We start from the raw sequence: 17267 nt of genomic DNA, 5'->3' as shown, positions 1-17267 counted from the left end.
TCCCGCCTCCGTCAGAAACCCGCCATCAACCCGTCGATGGCGCCCTGCAAAATATAGCTGGCGGCAAGCTTGTCGACCAGTTCGTCGCGGCGCGCGCGGCTGGCATCCGCTTCCAGCAGCGTGCGGGTCACGGCCTGCGTCGACCAGCGCTCGTCCCACAGCAAGATGGGCAGGCCCAGGTCCGCGATATTGCGGGCAAAGGCGCGGCTGGCCTGGCTGCGCGGGCTTTCGCTGCCGTCGAGGTTCAGCGGCAGGCCGATCACCACCCCTTTCACCAGCTGCTGCGCGATGAAGGCGGCCAGCGCGATCTTGTCCTTGCCGAACTTGCCGCGCGACACGGTATGGGCGGGGCTCGCGATCGACCAGCCCGCATCGCAAAGCGCAAGGCCGATCGTCTTGCTCCCGACATCCATGCCCAGTAGGCGGCCGCCATGGGGCAGGGCTTCGCGGAAAAGCGCGCGGTCGGCGGTAAGGACGGTCATGCTTATTTCTTCAGAAAGGCGGCGAGCCGCTGCTTTGCGTCTTCGCGCACATCGGCCCAGAACAGGGCGTAGTCATATACATGGTAGTTGTTGCCCGGCAAGGTGAACGGCCCCATGTCCACCGGCTCCCCGATCATCAGCACGCCGCTGGTGTCGCAGCGCGCAGGGACGATGCCGGGCACCAGACGCGGCGACTTGTCCTGCTCGCGGGCGTCCAGCGTGCCGCGATTGGCGCTGGCGGGCGCCGCGCCGTTGAAGGCGCCGGTTATGGGGTTGGTGCAGAGCATATGCGTGCCCTTGTGCGGCTGGCCGGTGAAGCTCGGCTTGCGCTCGAAGCTTTCGATCACGGGGGAAGGATCGGCCGGTTCGGCATAGCTCTGCCAGCTCACCACGCAATGCGACTGATCGCGGCGGGCGCAGGCGGGAAGGCCCAGCGCAGGCAGGTCGGCCTCGACCGAAATCGGCCAGCCGACCGCATAGACGGCGGCGATCCGGTCGGCGACGGGCTTGCCCGCGACCTCGTTCTTCAACAGTTGGAGCAGGTGACGCGAACCCTGGCTGTGGGCGGCCAGGATCAGCGGGCCGTCGGGATTGGCCTTGAGGAAGGCGGCGAAGGCCTGGTCCACATCACGATAGGCGGCGGCAAGGGCCTGGTCGCCCGCGGGATTGTCGGTCAGAAAGGCGCCGTAATTGGCCTGGCGGTAGCGGGGCGCCCAGATCGCGCCCACGGCATTGAAGGCGCTGGCCTGATGCTGAACGAAGCGGCGGGCCGTCGCAAGCGCTTCCCTGTCGTCGAGGCGCATGTTCCAGTGCGCGTCGCCCAGCGTGGTAATGTAGGATGTCGGGTGGATGAAAAAGATAGCGGCCTTTTCCGGCACCGGCGCGTCCTTCACGCCCTCCGGGGTCCAAAGGGCGGGATTGTCCTTTGTGATGTCGGGCCGCGCGATCCACATTTTGGGATTGTCATAGGCGTTGGCGGGCATGGGGGCGATCTGGGTGAAACCCTCGCGCGGCACCATCACCATGCGGATCAGCTGCATCCCCCAGATGCGATAGGCCAGCAATGCCGCGATCACCAGCACGATCAGGCCAGCGACGACATAGAGGAACTTGCGGGCCAACAATCGCTCTCCAAAATGGTGGACTGTTTCTGTCTGGCGCAAGCGCATCTTGCGCGCAAGGACTTGAAGCCCATGGGCGCCGATGGTAGCGGCGGGGCCATGTCGATAGACCTTCAGACCGTAAAGAAGATCGCCAGCCTCTCGCGCATTTCGGTGACCGACGCCGAAGCCGAGGCGATGGTGCCGGAACTCAACAACATCCTTGGCTGGGTGGAGCAATTGGGCGAGGTGGACGTGACCGGCGTGGAGCCGATGACGGCCGTCATCCCCAACCATCTGCGCCTGCGGGACGATGCCGTCACTGACGGCAATGTCCGCGACAAGGTGTTGGCGAATGCGCCGCAGGCCGAACATGGCTTTTTCGCGGTGCCCAAGGTGATCGAATAATGAGCAATCTGACTGATCTGACGGTCGCGGAAATCCGCGACGGTTTCCGCGCGGGCGACTTTTCGGCGCGCGAAGTGGCGCAGGCGTTCAATGCCAATGTCGCTGCCGCCAAGGCGCTGAACGCTTTCATCGTCGAAACCCCGGAAAGGGCGCTGGAAGCCGCCGACGCCGCCGACAGGGCAAAGGCCGCCGGTGAGGCGCCCAAACCTCTTTCGGGCGTGCCGATCGGCATGAAGGACCTGTTCTGCACCGAGGGCGTGCAGACCACCGCTGCTTCGCACATGCTGGAAGGCTTCACGCCGACCTATGAGTCCACCGTTTCGAAGAAGCTGTGGGATGCGGGCGCGGGCATGCTGGGCAAGCTCAACCTCGACCAGTTCGCCATGGGTTCGTCCAACGAGACCAGCTATTTCGGCAATGTGATATCGCCCTGGCGGCGCGGGAGCGGTGACAATGCCGCATTGGCGCCCGGTGGTTCCTCGGGCGGGTCTTCGGCGGCGATTTCCGCGCGGCTCTGCCCTGCGGCGACCGGCACGGACACCGGCGGCTCGATCCGCCAGCCTGCCGCCTTCACCGGCATTTCGGGCATCAAGCCCACCTATGGCCGCTGCTCGCGCTGGGGCATCGTGGCCTTCGCCTCGTCGCTCGATCAGGCCGGGCCGATGGCGCGAACGGTGCGCGACAATGCGATCCTGCTGGAAACCATGTCGGGCTTCGACCCCAAGGATTCGACCTCGCTCGACCTGGCCGTGCCGCAGTGGGAAGCCAATCTGTCGTCCGATCTCAGGGGTAAGAAGGTCGGTATTCCCAAGGAATATCGCCCTGATGGCCTGAATGCCGAAATCTCCGCCATGTGGGATCGCGGCATCGAATGGCTGAAGGACGCCGGCGCCGAGGTGGTGGAAGTGTCGCTGCCGCATACCAAATATGCGCTGCCGACCTATTATATCATCGCGCCTGCCGAGGCGTCCTCGAACCTCGCCCGCTATGACGGCGTGCGTTATGGCCAGCGCGACCTGCCCGATGGTGCTGGCCTGCAGGACATGTATGCCGCCACCCGCGCCGCCGGTTTCGGCCCGGAGGTCAAGCGCCGCATCATGATCGGCACCTATGTGCTGTCGGCGGGCTTCTACGACGCCTATTATACGCAGGCGCAAAAGGTCCGGGCGCTGATTTCCCGCGATTTCGATCTGGCTTTCGAAAAGTGCGACCTGCTGCTGACGCCAACCGCGCCCAGCGCCTCCTTCGCGCTGGGCGAGAAGCAGGCCGATCCGCTGGCCATGTATCTGAACGACGTCTTCACGGTGCCTGCGTCGCTCGCCGGTTTGCCTGCCATGGCGGTGCCGGGCGGGCTGGACGCGCAAGGGCTGCCGCTGGGTCTCCAGATCATCGGCAAGGCGCTGGACGAGCAGACCGTGCTGAACGCGGGCCTCGCGATCGAAGAACGCGCGGGCTTCACGGCACGGCCGGACAAGTGGTGGTAATCAGTTCCGTCATGCCAGCGCAGGCTGGCATCTCAGGCTGCGTGGCACGACATATGAGAAAGATCCCAGCCTTCGCTGGGATGACGGTGTGAAGATATGACTGAATCAACCTATCGCATTCAGGGCGCAACCGGCGAGTGGGAGGTCGTGATCGGCCTGGAAGTCCATGCGCAGGTGACGAGCCAGGCGAAGCTCTTTTCCGGCGCCGCTACCGCTTTCGGCGCGGAGCCGAACACGCAGGTGTCGCTGGTCGATGCCGCGATGCCCGGCATGCTGCCCGTGCCCAACCGCGAGTGCATCCGCCAGGCGGTGCGCACCGGCATGGCGATCGATGCGCAGATCAACAAATGGTCGCGCTTCGACCGCAAGAATTATTTCTACGCGGACTTGCCGCAGGGCTATCAGATCAGCCAGCTCTACCACCCGCTGGTGGGCGAAGGGCAGATCGAGATCACGCTGGACGAAAAGAACCCGGACAGCAGCACCAAGGTGATCGGCATCGAGCGCATCCATGTCGAGCAGGATGCGGGCAAGCTGATGCACGACCAGCATCCGACCCGCTCCTATGTCGATCTCAACCGCTCTGGCGTGGCGCTGATGGAAATCGTGTCGAAGCCCGACATGCGCTCGCCCGCCGAGGCCGGGGCCTATCTGTCCAAGCTGCGGACGATCCTGCGCTATGTCGGGTCGTGTGACGGCAATATGGATCAGGGATCGATGCGCGCCGACGTGAACGTCTCAGTGCGCAAGCCCGGTGAGGCATTCGGCACCCGCACCGAGACCAAGAACGTCAATTCGGTCCGCTTCGTCATGGCGGTGGTCGAGCATGAAGCCAGCCGTCAGGTCGATGTGCTGGAGGCTGGCGGCAAGGTGGTGCAGGAAACACGCCTCTACGATCCGGACAGGAATGAAACGCGCTCTATGCGGTCGAAGGAAGACGCGCATGACTATCGCTATTTCCCCGATCCGGACCTGTTGCCGCTCGACCTGGACGATGCTTTTCTGGAGGAATGCCGCCAGTCGCTGCCCGAACTGCCCGATGCCAAGCGCAGCCGTTATGAAAAGGATCTGGGCCTCAGCGCCTATAATGCCGCGACGCTGACCGCCGACGCCGACACCGCCCGCTGGTTCGAGGCGCTGCTGGCCGAAGGTGCGCGCATCCAGAAGAAGAGCGAGGGCGAGGTCGCCAAGGCTTCGGCCAACTGGCTGCTGTCGGAACTGTACGGCGCGCTCAATCGCCTCGGCAAGAGCCTGGAGGACAGCCCGGTCGGTCCCGAAGAGGGCGCGGAACTGCTGGCCCTGGTCGCGGACGGCACGATCAGCGGCACCATCGCCAAGCAGGTGTTCGAGATCATGCTCGAAACCGGCGGTCGCGCGCCGCAGATCGTCGAGGAAAAGGGCCTCAGGCAGACCAGCGATACCGGCGCGATCGAAGCGGCGGTGGCCAAGGTGCTGGCCGAGAATGGCGACAAGGTCGAACAGTATAGGGCGGGCAAGGAAGCACTGTTCGGCTTCTTCGTCGGCCAGACGATGAAGGCCATGCAGGGCAAGGCCAATCCGCAGGTCGTCAACGAACTCATCAAAAAGGCCTTGAGTTAAGGGATGCAGGCCCGGCATGGGGATGCCGGGCCTTTTTCAGGGGGGGGTGGACATGAACAGGGGGATTTTGTCCGTGGGGCTGTGCCTCGCGGCATGCGTGGCGTCCGTGGCGGCGCGCGCAGAGACGCTCAACAACGACAGCGTCGTGGCGCTCGTCAGCGCCGGATTGGGCGATGAGGCGGTCATCGCCAAGATCAAGGCTTCGCCCGCCCAATATAGGCTTTCGACGGACGATCTGATCGCGCTCAAGAAAAGCGGCGTATCCGGCCCCGTCATCGCCGCGATGATAGAGGCGGGATCGCAGGGCATCACCTCTTCGAAGGCGGCGATGTCGGCCGACTCCCCCGATCCGCTGGTGCCGCATCCTTCCGGCATCTACATGCTGATGGACGGCGCGCAGCCCGCGCGGATGGCCCGGATAGACCCCACCATCTCCAACCAGAGCAAGACCGGCGGCATTCTGGGCTATGCCTTCACCGGGGGCATCGCCTCGCTCAGCATCAAGGCGGTCATTCCCAACGTCAGTGCGCGGGTCGCGGCGGGCAGGGGGCGGCCGGTCTTCTATTTCTATTTCGATGAAGCCAATCGCAGCCTGTCGCAGGCCGGGGCGCCCTCGCTCTGGCTGGCGGGACCGGCGAGTGCGATCACATCGCCCAACGAATTCAGCCTGGTGCAGTTCGACGTCAAGAAGGATCGTCGCGAAACCCGCGTGGGCAGCATGAACCTGGGCGGCGCCAAGTCCGGAGTCATGGACAAGGACCGCATCGCCTTCGATTATGAGCAGGTGGCGCCCGGCGTGTTCAAGGTGATGCCCAGGGCCGATCTGCAGGCGGGCGAATATGGTTTCCTCTATTCGGTCAGCACCGGCTCCGGTCCCGGCATGTGGGGCGGCGGCACCGGCGGCGCGAGGATTTTCGATTTCGCCATCCGGCCCTGAGCGGGAACAGGAAAAAGGGGCGCTGCCGGGGTAAGGCAGCGCCCCTTCCATGGGTGCCATGACTCCGTGGGGACGGGGTTGATGTCATGGCCGACTGGCGGGCCGGGAGGGTCTGTGGGGTGAGGCCCGCCAATTCATCGGGTAGACGTCACAGGATGAAGTTTACCGTCGCCCGTAATGACAGGGCGACATGATTTTGTTGCTGCTCGGCGCCCACCTCGCCGCCGACACGGAAACTTTCGTTGCCGCCGGTCAGCCGCGCCCGGCCCGTCCAGCCGCTGGTGCGCTTGTCGGCGATCAGGGTGAAGTCCTCGCCGCCGGTGAAATGCGCCGTCGTATCGCCCAATGATCCGCCGATGATCTGGCGCCGTCCGCCCTCCAGTTCGAACCGCATCCAGCCATTCTCGCGGTCGAGGCTGCCGAAATCATAGCCCAGCGTCACATTGCCGTTGGCGGTCAGTTCATCGCTGGTCCGGCTGTCGACGATCAGGTCGAACGCGTCCCCGCCACCGGTTTCGCTATAGCCGCCCTCGTTCAGCCGGTAATAGTCGATGCCCGCCGCCGGGCGCAGGGTGAAGCGGTTGAAGCGCAACTCATAGGATCCGCCCGCTATTGCCGAATAGAGTTTGCCCGACCAGCTGCCGTCGGCGGTACGGACGACATCGCCGCTTTCGAAATGGCGAATGCCCCTGAAGGCGATATGGGCGGCGGACAGCCGCGCATAGCTCTGGAAGGGGCCGAAATCGCCGCGCCAGTGGGCAGCCAGTTCGAACTGGTCGGAATCGACGGAATTGTTGCCGCTATTGTAGGAATTGGTCCCGTGAATATAGGCGAACGACCCGCCAAAGGCGCCCAGGCCCGTCAGATATTCGGCGCCGGAGCCGATGCCCCAGCCGTTGATGTGGTAGGAATCGGTGTCGCCGACGCTCTTGGAACTGCCGAACCCCACCTGTTGCAGCCAGAAGCCGAGCGTGCCGTCGACCGTGCGGTAGATGCCGCCGGGGTCCGACAGGATGCGGGCGGTGGCACGCGAACCCGCCGTCACCGCTTCGAACGCGCCGCCTGCATGTTCGGGCAGCATCTGCTGCAGGTCGGCCTTCAGCGTAGTGCCGTCAGTGACCGACAGGAAGGAGCCCGCCACCGCGCTGTCATTGTCCAGCGCGTTGAAGATCGCATTATAGGCCCGCGCCTGCGATCCGGTCAGGCCCAGTTCCGACACCGTCTTGGCCTTGATCGAAAGGGTGACTTCCCCGGTCGAACTGTCGCTGCTGACGCTGCCGTCGAACATGTAGGGGATCAGCGTGGTGCTGGAGAGCACCGGCGCACCGCTCAGCGACCCGGCGCGGACGATGACATAGTCGCCCTCCGATCCCGCCACGGTGGTGAACGTCGCCTTCACCTGCGATCCGCTGGCGAAGGTCGCCGCGCCCGCGACATCGTAGAGCGTGTTCTTGCCGTTCGCCCCATCGATGGTGACGCCAAGGACGGACGATCCCCCCATGGTGAGCGAAGCGAGCGCCACCGTGCCGGTATTGGTGGCATTCAGCGTGCCGCCATTGACCACGACGACCGTATTGGCCGCATTGCTGATCGCCCCGCTAAACGCCGCGCTGTCCGACAGGGTGAGGGTGGAAGCGCCGCCGCCCAGGTCGAGGTCGCCGGTGATCTGCGACGTGCCCGCCAGGCTGACGCTGGCCCCGCCGCCTCCCATCGAGACATTGCCGGTGAGGGAGGAGGAGCCCGACAGCGCAAGGCTGTTGCTGCCCGAACCCATGTCGACATTGCCGGTGATGCTGCCCGCCGAAACGGTGATGCTGTTGTTGCCAGATCCCAGCAGCACGTCGCCGGTGATCGACGGCACGGTCGAGGAGGAGGATGCCTGCGCCTGCGTCAGCGTGATCCCGCTGCTGTTCGCCGACATGTCGATGGCGATGTTCGACACGCCGCCAGTAGCGGAAATGCTGCCCGAATTGGAGAGCGTCGAAACCGTGCCGGAGGAATCCACGAAGGCGATGGCCGTCCCGACCGTGGTGCTGAGTGCCCGGGCGGAGATGGTGCCGCTGTTGATGACGGTGCTGCTGGTCGCGCCGGCGTCGATCACCAGGCCGCGCGCCGATGTCCCGGCCAGGCTCGACCCGGTCCCGCCCACGGCGCCGCTGATCTGGATCGTATCGGCGGTGGTGCCGCTGCCCAGCCGCAGCGCGGTGGCGTTGCTGTCATAGGATACCGCGCCGACCGTGCCCGAAACCAGCAGGCCCTGGGTCAGCGAGACGTCGCCGCCCAGCCCTCCGACGACAAGGCCGTTGGCGTCCACCCCATCGTAAATGCCATAACCCGCGATCCCGCCCTTGACGATCAGGCCGTATCCGGAGCTTTCGCCCGAGACGGCGCCGATGCTGATCGAATTGGTCGCCGATCCGATCTGCACGGCCGGAGCCGCGCCATAGGTGAGGACGGAGGATGTGGTAGCCGCGGTGGTTGTGGTGGTGCCGCTGCTGTCGGTGGTCGTCGACGCAGCCACATAATCGAAGACGATGCCGCCCGCCACATTGCCGGAAATCGTCATGGCCGATCCGCCCTGCAGCAGATTGGCGGCCAAAAGAGTGCTGGTGTCGGTCGGCCTTGCGGTGGTGCGATAACCCGTGCTGATGATGGTGCCCAGGATCTGCAGTTTCCCGCCGATATCGCCCTGCAGCGCCGCGCCGACGCTATTGGCGCCGGTCACGCTGGTCGTGCCTTGCAGGCTCACATTGCCGCTGACGCTGTTGGCCAATATGCCATAGCTGTTGTCGCCCAGCACGCTGATGGTGCCGGTGGTGGACAGATTGCCCGTCAGCGGCGCATCGATGCGGATGCCCGCCGACTGGTTGCCCTTGATCGTGATGGTGCCGCTGTTGGTGATGTCGCCGCTATGCGCCGATCCGGACTGCACCCAGATGCCGTTGCGGCTCGATCCTTGCGCGAACACCCCGTCCAGGATGCCGTCGCTGTTGGTGTCGGTCGCCGTATAGCTTTCCGTCACCGCGATGGTTCCGCTGTTGGTGATGGTGCCTGTCGTCCCTGGCGCGGCGAGAATGCCGGTCGATCCATCCGCATCGGTGATCGTCAGCGTCCCCGCATTGCTGACATTGTTGTTGCTGTCCTGGGTGATGGCCGTGCCGCTGGTCAGCGTGATCGATCCCGCGGAACTGACGGTCACGTCATCGGCAGAGCCGCTCGCGGCAGTGGAAGTCTTGACGGCGGTGGTGGTGGAGGAACTGATGGTCGTTTCCGCCGCCGCGTCGGCCACTGTCAGTGCGACCAGAACGGGAGCGATGGCCGTGCAGGCCAGTAGGTTGCGCATGATGTCTCCTCTGCGGATCGCGCCGTTTCTTGGAGGCGCGTATGGGCGGGAGACGGCGCCGAAGCGCCCGTTCCGTCAGGCCGATCGGGATCAGAAGGCGAAATCGAGGCCCAGCCTGACGGTGCGGGGACGAAGCGGCGTCACATAATCGCCGCGCAGGTCGAACGGCGTGCCGAGTGAAAACTGGTTGCCGCTGCTGTCGAGCAGGTTGGCGAGGGTGAGCGACCATTGCACCCGGCCGCGCGTCAGGCTGGCGCTGAGCGCGGTATCGACATAATCGCCCTGGGTGCGCCCCAATATCGGTCCGACCCCCAGCTGCGACTTGCCCTCATAGCGGGCCGATCCGCTCAGGTGGAAATTCATGTCGTCCCCCAGCGGGGCGCGATAGTCGAAGCCGATGCGTCCGCCCAGATTGGCGACATTGGGCAGCGTCAGCGATTGCCCTTCGTAGGAGAGGAGGCGAACGAACTGGGCCGGGCGGATGAGGCGGCTGTTATTGTAGATGATGCTGCCGTCCAGCGTCAGCCGGGCAACGGGGTGCAGGGCGACGCGTGCCTCCACCGTATAGATGCGCCCGTCGCCGATATTGGCGGTGGTCGGGATGCCGATGCGATCGGTGACGTCGGCCTGAATGTCCCTCCATCTGGTATGGGCGATATTGCCGGTCAGCGCGATCGGATCGACGCCGGGCACGCCCTTGCGGAATCCCAGTTCGATGGTCGATGCGCGATCGTTGCGGAAACGCTGGATATGCTGGTCGTCCACCGCCAGTCCGCCGGGCCGGAAACCCTGCTGGAAACGGGCATAGATCGTCATGCCCGGCAGCGCATCGGTCAGCAGGGAGAAGGACGGGAGGAAGATGGTCTCGTTCCGGTTCGCCTGCGCTTCCGCCCGTGCGATCGCGCTGGCCGACAACAGGTCGATGGGGTCCAGCGCCTCGCCGCTGAGGCGGCTGTTGGTCAGGCGCCCGCCGATCGTGGCGATCAGGCCCTTCATCGGCTCGAAGGAGGCTTCGCCGAACAGCGTCGCCTCGCGGATGCGGTTGCGCACCCCGGTCGATGTCGCGGGCATGCCTCTGCCGTACATGGGAACGCCGGGAATGACCTGCGGCTGGACCGCGGCGGTGCCATAGCTGGTCAGCGAGCGCTGGATGTCCGACGTGCTTTCCAGATAGGATGCGCCCAATATCCAGCCGAGGCCATTGTCCAGATCGCGGACGATGCGATTTTCGGTGGAGAAGATGCCGACCTTGTTCCTCTGCCGGAACAGGGATGGCGGCCCGTCCGGCTGGGTCGCGTCGTAGCTTTCCGACAGGATGTTGCGGACAAGACCGGTGGAGGACACGAAGCGCAGATCGTCCCATTGCCGCTCCACCCGCAGATTGGCGAGCGCATATTCGGACGAATAGGGCTGGGCGAGGGCGGAGGCGCGTTTCAGCCTGCCGATCTGCCTGGCGGCATATTGGGCGTCCTCGCCCTCGATCCGCTGGTAGACGCCGTTGAGGTCGATGGTCCAGTCCTCGTCCGGCGCGAAACGCAGCGCCGCCCGGCCGCCATAGGTGCGGGTGCGGTTGACGTCATTCTTGCGATACAGGGGATTCTCATTGTCGATATAGCCGCCTTCCTGCACGCCATAGCCGACGACGCGCAACGCGATCTTCTCCGCGACTATCGGCAGGTTGATCGTCGCCGCCAGATCGCCGCCGGGGTCGCCATGCTGGGTCGCGCTGACGCCCGCCGATATCTGTCCGCCCGCGGCGGCCAGATTGGGCGCATTGGGGATCATGCGCACGATGCCGCCCAGCGATCCGGCGCCGTAGAGCGTGCCCTGCGGTCCTTCCAGCACCTCGACGCCCTGCATGTCGTAGAGCCGGAGGTCCGGGTCGGGCGCGGCGTAGTTCAGCCGCATGTCGCCCAGATATTGGCCCGTCGTCGCCTGCGTCGGTCCGGCGACGCCGGAATCGGCGATGGCGCGGATGAACAGCTTGTTGCGGCCGGTGCCCGCATGGGTGGAACTGAGGCTCGACACCCGGAAGATGAGGCTCGCCGTGCCGCCCGCCGCCTCGCTGCTGGTAAAGCCATTGTCGCCGATTCCATCCACCATCCCTGCATAGCGGGGCAGCGGCGTGTCGCGTTTGGAGGCGGTGACGATGATGTCGGCCGGCTCCTGCTCCACTTCCGGCGCGGGGGCGGGCATGGCGGTTGCGGTGCGCGGCTGTTCCCTTGGCGTCTGGCCCCGCACGATCCGCCATGTGTTGGCGTCGATCCGCCGGACATGGGCACCGCTGCCCTTCAGCAGCTTCCTGAGCGCGCCTTCCACCGACAGGCGGCCCCGGATGGCAGGGGTGGCGATGACGGCGAGAGACTGGTCGGACATGCCGATGCTGGCGCCGGTCTGACGGCCGAGCGCTATCGCCGCCTCGCCCAGCCGTCCCGGGGCGATGCTGATTTCCTGTCTATCCGCCGCCCGCACGGGCGAGGCGGCCGCTATGGCGAGGGCGGTGACGAAAAGGACCTCAGCGTGGCGGGCCATCCCCCTCCTTCAACAGCCAGCCGTCGCCCTGCTTGACGGCGGTCAGCCCCATCAGCGGCGCGGCACCGGCGAAGAAGCGCTCCGGATCGCGGTCCAGCCGGATCGTGCCGGTAAAGCGCATGGTTCCGGCGCCCGGCGTCGCGGTCAGCCGCACGCCCAGCGAACGGGCGATGTCGGCGCTGATCTGCGTCACCGGAACATTGGCATAGGTCAGGCGGCCGTGACGCCAGCTCGCGACCGCATCGGCGGCGATGTCCATGACGCGCAGACCGCTCTCATCATCGCTGAGGGCGCGGCCCGCGGGCAGGGCGATGGCCTCGGCTTCGGGATTGTAGATCACCTTGCCTTCGGACACGCCGATACGGGTCGCATGGCCGCTATGGACGATATTGAAGACCGTCCCGGCATCCTCGAACACGGCATCGCCCACGGTCACGCGAAAGGGTTTGGAGCCGTCATGCCGCACCATGAAGGCGGCCTCGCCGCTGTCCAGGGCGGCGAAACGGCTATCGTGACGGTCGAAACGCATGGTGGTGCCGCCATTCATCTCGACCCTGGTGCCATCGTCCAGTGCGATGGTCCGGGTCTCGCCGGGCTTGGTCGTGACGCTGTAGATATCGGCGCGGTTCATGACGCCGATGGAAATGGCGGCCACCAGCACGGCCGCCACCGCACCTGCGGCAATCCAGCTCCCGCGCCAGCGCACCGGCCGCCAGCCGCGCTGGCCCGGATCATTGGCGGGGGCTGCGATCGTCGCGGCTCCATCCGGCAGGATATCGGCCAGGCCGGCATCCGCCATCATCAGCGCGTCATAGGCTGCCGCATGGCCGGAATCCGCCTCCAGCCACTGCGTGAAAGCCTCCCAATCGGCAAATTCGGGATCGCGCGTGCGGATGACCCACCCGAGCGCCTCCTCGTTCATCATGGCTCCAGCCCCGTTCATGTCATGCCCCTTGTCGAGCGAGACGCCGCCGTGCTCCTCATTCCGTATCCATTTTCCGCTTGAGGGCGATCATCGCTCGATAGGCCTTTTGCAAATCCTTTTCCACGGTGGTGAGGCTGACGCCCAGTTCCTCCGCGATCGTCCTTTGCCCGACCCCCTCGATGCGGAAGCGGCGGAACACCAGCTCGACGCGGGGCCCGAGCGAGCGAAGGACGGCGCGGGCCTCCTCCAACCTCTGGTTGAGGATCAGGCGATCGTCGATGGCGATATCCTCGGACGGGTCGGCCATGACGCCGCCTGCGCCCTCCGCCCAATCCTGTTCCCGCCGTTCGCGCCGGGTGGCGGACCGGTAGCGGTCCAGCATCAGATTGTTCGCCATGCGGTAGAGATAGGGCAGGGGATCGGCGACCGGGCCGAGATCCTTCGCTTCCAGCTTCATCCACATGTCCTGCAACAGATCCTCGCTATCCTCCCCGGCACCGCGCGCGCGCAGGAAACGCAACAGCGCCGGGCGATTTTGCAGGAAGATGGCGGAAAGGCCGGTAGCCATGAAACGGGATGGATCCAGAAGGTCAGGCGCGAAGGGTCGGGGGCCTGCCATAAAGGCCCTGAGGGGGTGTTGGCAACGGCCAAGCGGCTGTTCTAACAGAGGCGGACACCGGCAGGAGACGATATGGGGCTGACAGGGCAGGCGGACGTGGCGGCAGCGCGGGCGGTGGGCATGGACGCCGCGCGGCTGGATGCCCTGGTGGAGCATGTGCACCGGACCTATGTCGAGCCGGGCAGGTTGCCGCACATGCAGTTGCTGGTGTCGCGGGACGGGCAGCCGGTCGTCTCGGCCCGCAGCGGCGTTGCCCGCGCGACGGGCGAACCGTTGGGCGAGGACGCGCTCTACCGCATCGCCTCCATGACCAAGCCGGTGACGTCGGTCGCCTTCATGATGCTGGTCGAGCAGGGGCTGGTCGCGCTGGACGATCCGGTGGCGAAGGTGCTGCCGGAATTTGCGCGGCTTCAAGTCGGCACCGGCGGCCAGCTCCAGCGCCCCATGCTGATGATCGATCTGCTGCGGCACACATCGGGGCTGACCTATGGGCTGCAGCGGCAGACGGCGATCGACGCCCGCTATCGCGAACTGGGACTGGACGAATTTCAGCAGAAGCGCAGCCCGGACGAATTCATCGCGACGCTGGCCTCGCTGCCGCTGGAATTCTCGCCCGGCGAGCGATGGAATTACTCCGTCTCGACCGATGTGCTCGGCGTGGTGGTGGAACGGTTGAGCGGCCTCGATCTGGAAAGCTGTTTCCGCGAACGGATTTTCGCTCCGCTGGGCATGGCGGACACATTTTTCGAACTGCCCGAGGACCGGGTGGAGCGGATGACCGATGCCTGGCAACTGGGCGTTGACGGCGCGCTGTCGCTTTACGACCGGGGCGCGCGGAGCGGGTGGCGCAGGCCGCTGCGGCTGCGGTCGGGCGGCGGCGGCCTCCTCTCCAGCATGGCGGACTATCACCGATTTGCCCGGATGCTGCTGCGGGGCGGGGAACTGGACGGCGCGCGGCTGCTGAAGCCGGAGACGGTTGCCGCCATGCACGCCAATCATCTGCCCGGCGGGGCCGATCTGGCCAGCCTGTCCTCCTCCCTGTTCAGCGAAGCGGATTATGCGGGGGTCGGCTTCGGCCTCGGCCTGGCGACCGATCTGAAGACGCGGGAGTTTTTCTGGGGCGGGGTCTTCTCCACCTTCTTCTTCATCGATCCGGTGGAGCGGCTGATCGGCATCTTCATGACCCAGCATTTCCCGTCGAACATCTACCCCGTCCGCCGGGAACTGCGAACCGCCATTCGCGAGGCGGTGGTGGAGCGCCGGGGGAAATAATTGCTGCGCTGCAAAATTTGCTGTTGGCGAGCTTTCTGGTGCGTGCAATCATCCCCTCCAGACTCGAAGGCAAAAGGGGCACGCGCATGAACCTCAAAGGCCAGACCACGCTTCCCAAGCCTGCTCCCAGGCAGGTCGACCCGGATGTCCTCGCTCATGAAATCGTCGAGCGGCTGACGTATCGGATCGGCAAGAACGCCACGGCTGCGAAACCGCATGACTGGCTGCATGCCGTGATCCTGGCGATCCGCGACCGGGTGATCGATGCATGGATTCAATCCACCCAGAAAACCTACGAGGAACAGGGGCGGCGGGTCTATTATCTCAGCCTGGAGTTCCTGATCGGCCGGCTGATGCGCGATGCCGCGTCCAACATGGAAATGCTGGACGACATGCAGGCGGCGCTGAGTTCGCTGGGCGTCGACATCGACATCATCGCCGCGCTGGAACCCGATGCCGCGCTCGGCAATGGCGGTCTCGGGCGGTTGGCGGCTTGCTTCATTGAGTCCATGGCAACCGTCGACGTACCCGCCTATGGCTATGGCATCCGCTATGTGAACGGCATGTTCCGGCAGGAGATTTCGGACGGCTGGCAGGTGGAACTGCCCGAAACCTGGCTGACTCACGGCAATCCCTGGGAATTCGAACGGCGCGAGGCGAGTTACGAGATCGGCTTCGGCGGCCGCGTCGATCCTTCCGAGAGCGAGGATGCCGGCCCGCACCAGATGCGCTGGCGACCCGCCGAACGCGTGATCGCGACCCCCTATGACACGCCAATCGCGGGCTGGCGCGGCAAGCGGGTCAACACGCTGCGCCTGTGGGAAGCGCAGCCGATCGACCCGATCCTGCTCGACCGCTTCAATGCTGGCGACCATCTGGGCGCGCTGACCGAGAGCAACCGGGCGGAGGCGCTCACCCGCGTTCTCTATCCGGCGGACAGCTCTCCGGCGGGGCAGGAACTGCGGCTGCGGCAGGAATATTTCTTCTCCTCCGCATCGTTGCAGGACATCGTCCGGCGGCACGTCCAATATTTCGGCGACATCCGCACGCTGGCGGACAAGGCCGCGATCCAGCTCAACGACACGCACCCGGCTGTTGCCGTGGCTGAATTGATGCGCATCCTGCTCGACAATCACGGCATCGATTTCGACGAGGCGTGGGATATCACCCGCCGCACCTTCAGCTACACCAACCACACGCTGCTGCCCGAAGCGCTGGAAAGCTGGCCGGTGCCGTTGTTCGAGCGGTTGTTGCCGCGTCACATGCAGATCGTCTACGCCATCAACAGCCGCCTGCTGGGCGAAGCGCGCAAGTCCGGCCAGTTCGACGATCACGCCATCGGCGCCATCTCGCTGATCGACGAGGGCGGCGAGCGGCGGGTGCGGATGGGCAATCTGGCCTTCGCCGGATCTCACAGCGTCAACGGCGTCTCGGCGCTGCATACCGAACTGATGAAGGAAACGGTGTTCGCCGATTTCCACCGGCTCTATCCGGCGCGGATCAACAACAAGACCAACGGCGTCACTTTCCGCCGCTGGCTGATGCAGTGCAACCACGGCCTGTTCGAACTGATCCGGGAGGCCATCGGCGACCGCTTCATGGACGATCCCGAAGCGCTGCGCGACCTGGATCGCTTTGCCGACGACAGCGGATTTCAGGAGAAGTTCGTGGCGGTCAAGCGGGCGAACAAGGCAGCCCTGGCCGATCTCCTGCGCCAGCGGGTCAATGCCCGGATCGATCCGGCGGCGCTGTTCGATATCCAGATCAAGCGCATCCACGAATATAAGCGGCAATTGCTCAACATCATCGAGGCGGTGTCGCTCTACGACCAGATTCGCTCGCATCCGGAAAAGGACTGGGTGCCGCGGGTCAAGCTGTTCGGCGGCAAGGCGGCGCCCAGCTATCATAATGCCAAGCTGATCATCAAGCTGGCCGGAGACGTCGCCCGCGCCGTCAATCACGATCCGGCGGTGCAGGGGCTGCTGAAGGTGCAGTTCGTGCCCAATTATAATGTGTCGCTGGCGGAAATGATGATCCCTGCGGCCGACCTGTCGGAACAGATCTCGACGGCGGGCATGGAGGCTTCGGGCACCGGCAACATGAAGTTCGCCGTCAATGGAGCGCTGACCATCGGCACGCTCGACGGCGCCAATGTCGAGATGCGCGAGCATGTGGGTGACGAGAATATCGTGATCTTCGGCCTTACCGCCGCCCAGGTCAATGAACGGCGGGCGCAGGGCTACGTGCCCCGCGATGTCATCGGCCAGAGCCGTGAACTGGGGCAGGCGCTCGACGCCATTGCCAGCGGCGTCTTTTCGCCCGACGATCCCAACCGCTACCGGGATTTGGTCCAGGGCATTTACGACCATGACTGGTTCATGGTGGCGGCCGATTTCGACAGCTATTCCGCCGCCCAGCGCCGGGTGGATGGGATGTGGCGGGATCAGGCGCTTTGGGCCAGGAAGGCGATCCACAATGTTGCGCGCATGGGCTGGTTTTCCTCCGACCGTACGATAAAAGAATATGCAACCGACATCTGGAAGGTGCCGGTTTGAGGGGAGGCCGT

General features: G+C 65.2%; 12 protein-coding genes. 6 read left to right on the top strand and 6 right to left on the bottom strand.

Translation table 11 applies throughout. The annotated features are described in order from the left end of the window. Positions 1-11 precede the first annotated feature (11 nt). The gene (gene ruvX, locus MJ601_RS02555) at positions 12-482 is read right to left on the bottom strand and encodes a Holliday junction resolvase RuvX (RefSeq protein WP_242123007.1); all 471 of its coding nucleotides are present in this window, start codon (positions 480-482) and stop codon (positions 12-14) included. A 2-nt stretch (positions 483-484) separates the two neighbouring features. Further along, entirely contained in the window at positions 485-1603 is a 1119-nt protein-coding gene (locus MJ601_RS02550) for a DUF3089 domain-containing protein (protein WP_242123006.1), read from the bottom strand. Positions 1604-1702: 99 nt separating this feature from the next. On the opposite strand from MJ601_RS02550, the gene gatC reads away from it, so the two are divergent. The 4 genes from gatC to MJ601_RS02530 all read left to right on the top strand — a co-directional run bounded on the left by gatC (position 1703) and on the right by MJ601_RS02530 (position 6010). Beyond that, entirely contained in the window at positions 1703-1990 is a 288-nt protein-coding gene (gatC, locus tag MJ601_RS02545) for an Asp-tRNA(Asn)/Glu-tRNA(Gln) amidotransferase subunit GatC (RefSeq protein WP_242123005.1), read from the top strand. Beyond that, positions 1990-3474, top strand: coding sequence for an Asp-tRNA(Asn)/Glu-tRNA(Gln) amidotransferase subunit GatA (gene gatA, locus MJ601_RS02540; RefSeq protein ID WP_242123004.1), 1485 nt, complete (start codon positions 1990-1992; stop codon positions 3472-3474). Before gatC ends, gatA begins: the two co-directional genes overlap by 1 nt. Positions 3475-3570: 96 nt before the next feature. After that, entirely contained in the window at positions 3571-5073 is a 1503-nt protein-coding gene (gene gatB, locus MJ601_RS02535) for an Asp-tRNA(Asn)/Glu-tRNA(Gln) amidotransferase subunit GatB (protein WP_242123003.1), read from the top strand. A gap of 52 nt (positions 5074-5125) precedes the next feature. After that, a complete protein-coding gene (locus MJ601_RS02530; protein WP_242123002.1) occupies positions 5126-6010 on the top strand; it encodes a hypothetical protein in 885 nt (294 codons plus the stop codon). 148 nt (positions 6011-6158) lie between these two features. Here MJ601_RS02530 and MJ601_RS02525 read toward each other — a convergent pair whose 3' ends face one another. The 4 genes from MJ601_RS02525 to MJ601_RS02510 form a co-directional block, all read right to left on the bottom strand. Beyond that, entirely contained in the window at positions 6159-9353 is a 3195-nt protein-coding gene (locus tag MJ601_RS02525; RefSeq protein WP_242123001.1) for an autotransporter outer membrane beta-barrel domain-containing protein, read from the bottom strand. Positions 9354-9443: 90 nt separating this feature from the next. Beyond that, positions 9444-11885, bottom strand: a complete 2442-nt coding sequence (locus MJ601_RS02520) for a TonB-dependent receptor (RefSeq protein ID WP_242123000.1) — start codon at positions 11883-11885, stop codon at positions 9444-9446. After that, positions 11869-12810 (bottom strand): FecR family protein, encoded by a 942-nt coding sequence (locus MJ601_RS02515; protein WP_242123306.1) that lies wholly within the window; start codon positions 12808-12810, stop codon positions 11869-11871. Before MJ601_RS02515 ends, MJ601_RS02520 begins: the two co-directional genes overlap by 17 nt. Positions 12811-12865: 55 nt before the next feature. Next, positions 12866-13378, bottom strand: a complete 513-nt coding sequence (locus tag MJ601_RS02510; RefSeq protein ID WP_242122999.1) for an RNA polymerase sigma factor — start codon at positions 13376-13378, stop codon at positions 12866-12868. Positions 13379-13501: 123 nt separating this feature from the next. Between MJ601_RS02510 and MJ601_RS02505 the strand changes: the two genes are divergently transcribed. Next, positions 13502-14701, top strand: coding sequence for a serine hydrolase domain-containing protein (locus MJ601_RS02505; protein WP_242122998.1), 1200 nt, complete (start codon positions 13502-13504; stop codon positions 14699-14701). Positions 14702-14787: 86 nt separating this feature from the next. Next, complete coding sequence (locus tag MJ601_RS02500) at positions 14788-17256, top strand: glycogen/starch/alpha-glucan phosphorylase (protein ID WP_242122997.1); 2469 nt, start codon at positions 14788-14790, stop codon at positions 17254-17256. Positions 17257-17267: the final 11 nt, after the last annotated feature.

It is taken from the genome of Sphingobium trunci, from assembly GCF_022664535.1.
GTDB lineage: Bacteria > Pseudomonadota > Alphaproteobacteria > Sphingomonadales > Sphingomonadaceae > Sphingobium.
Note: the sequence above shows the minus strand (reverse complement) of the source record. Positions and strands in the feature narration are given on the sequence as shown.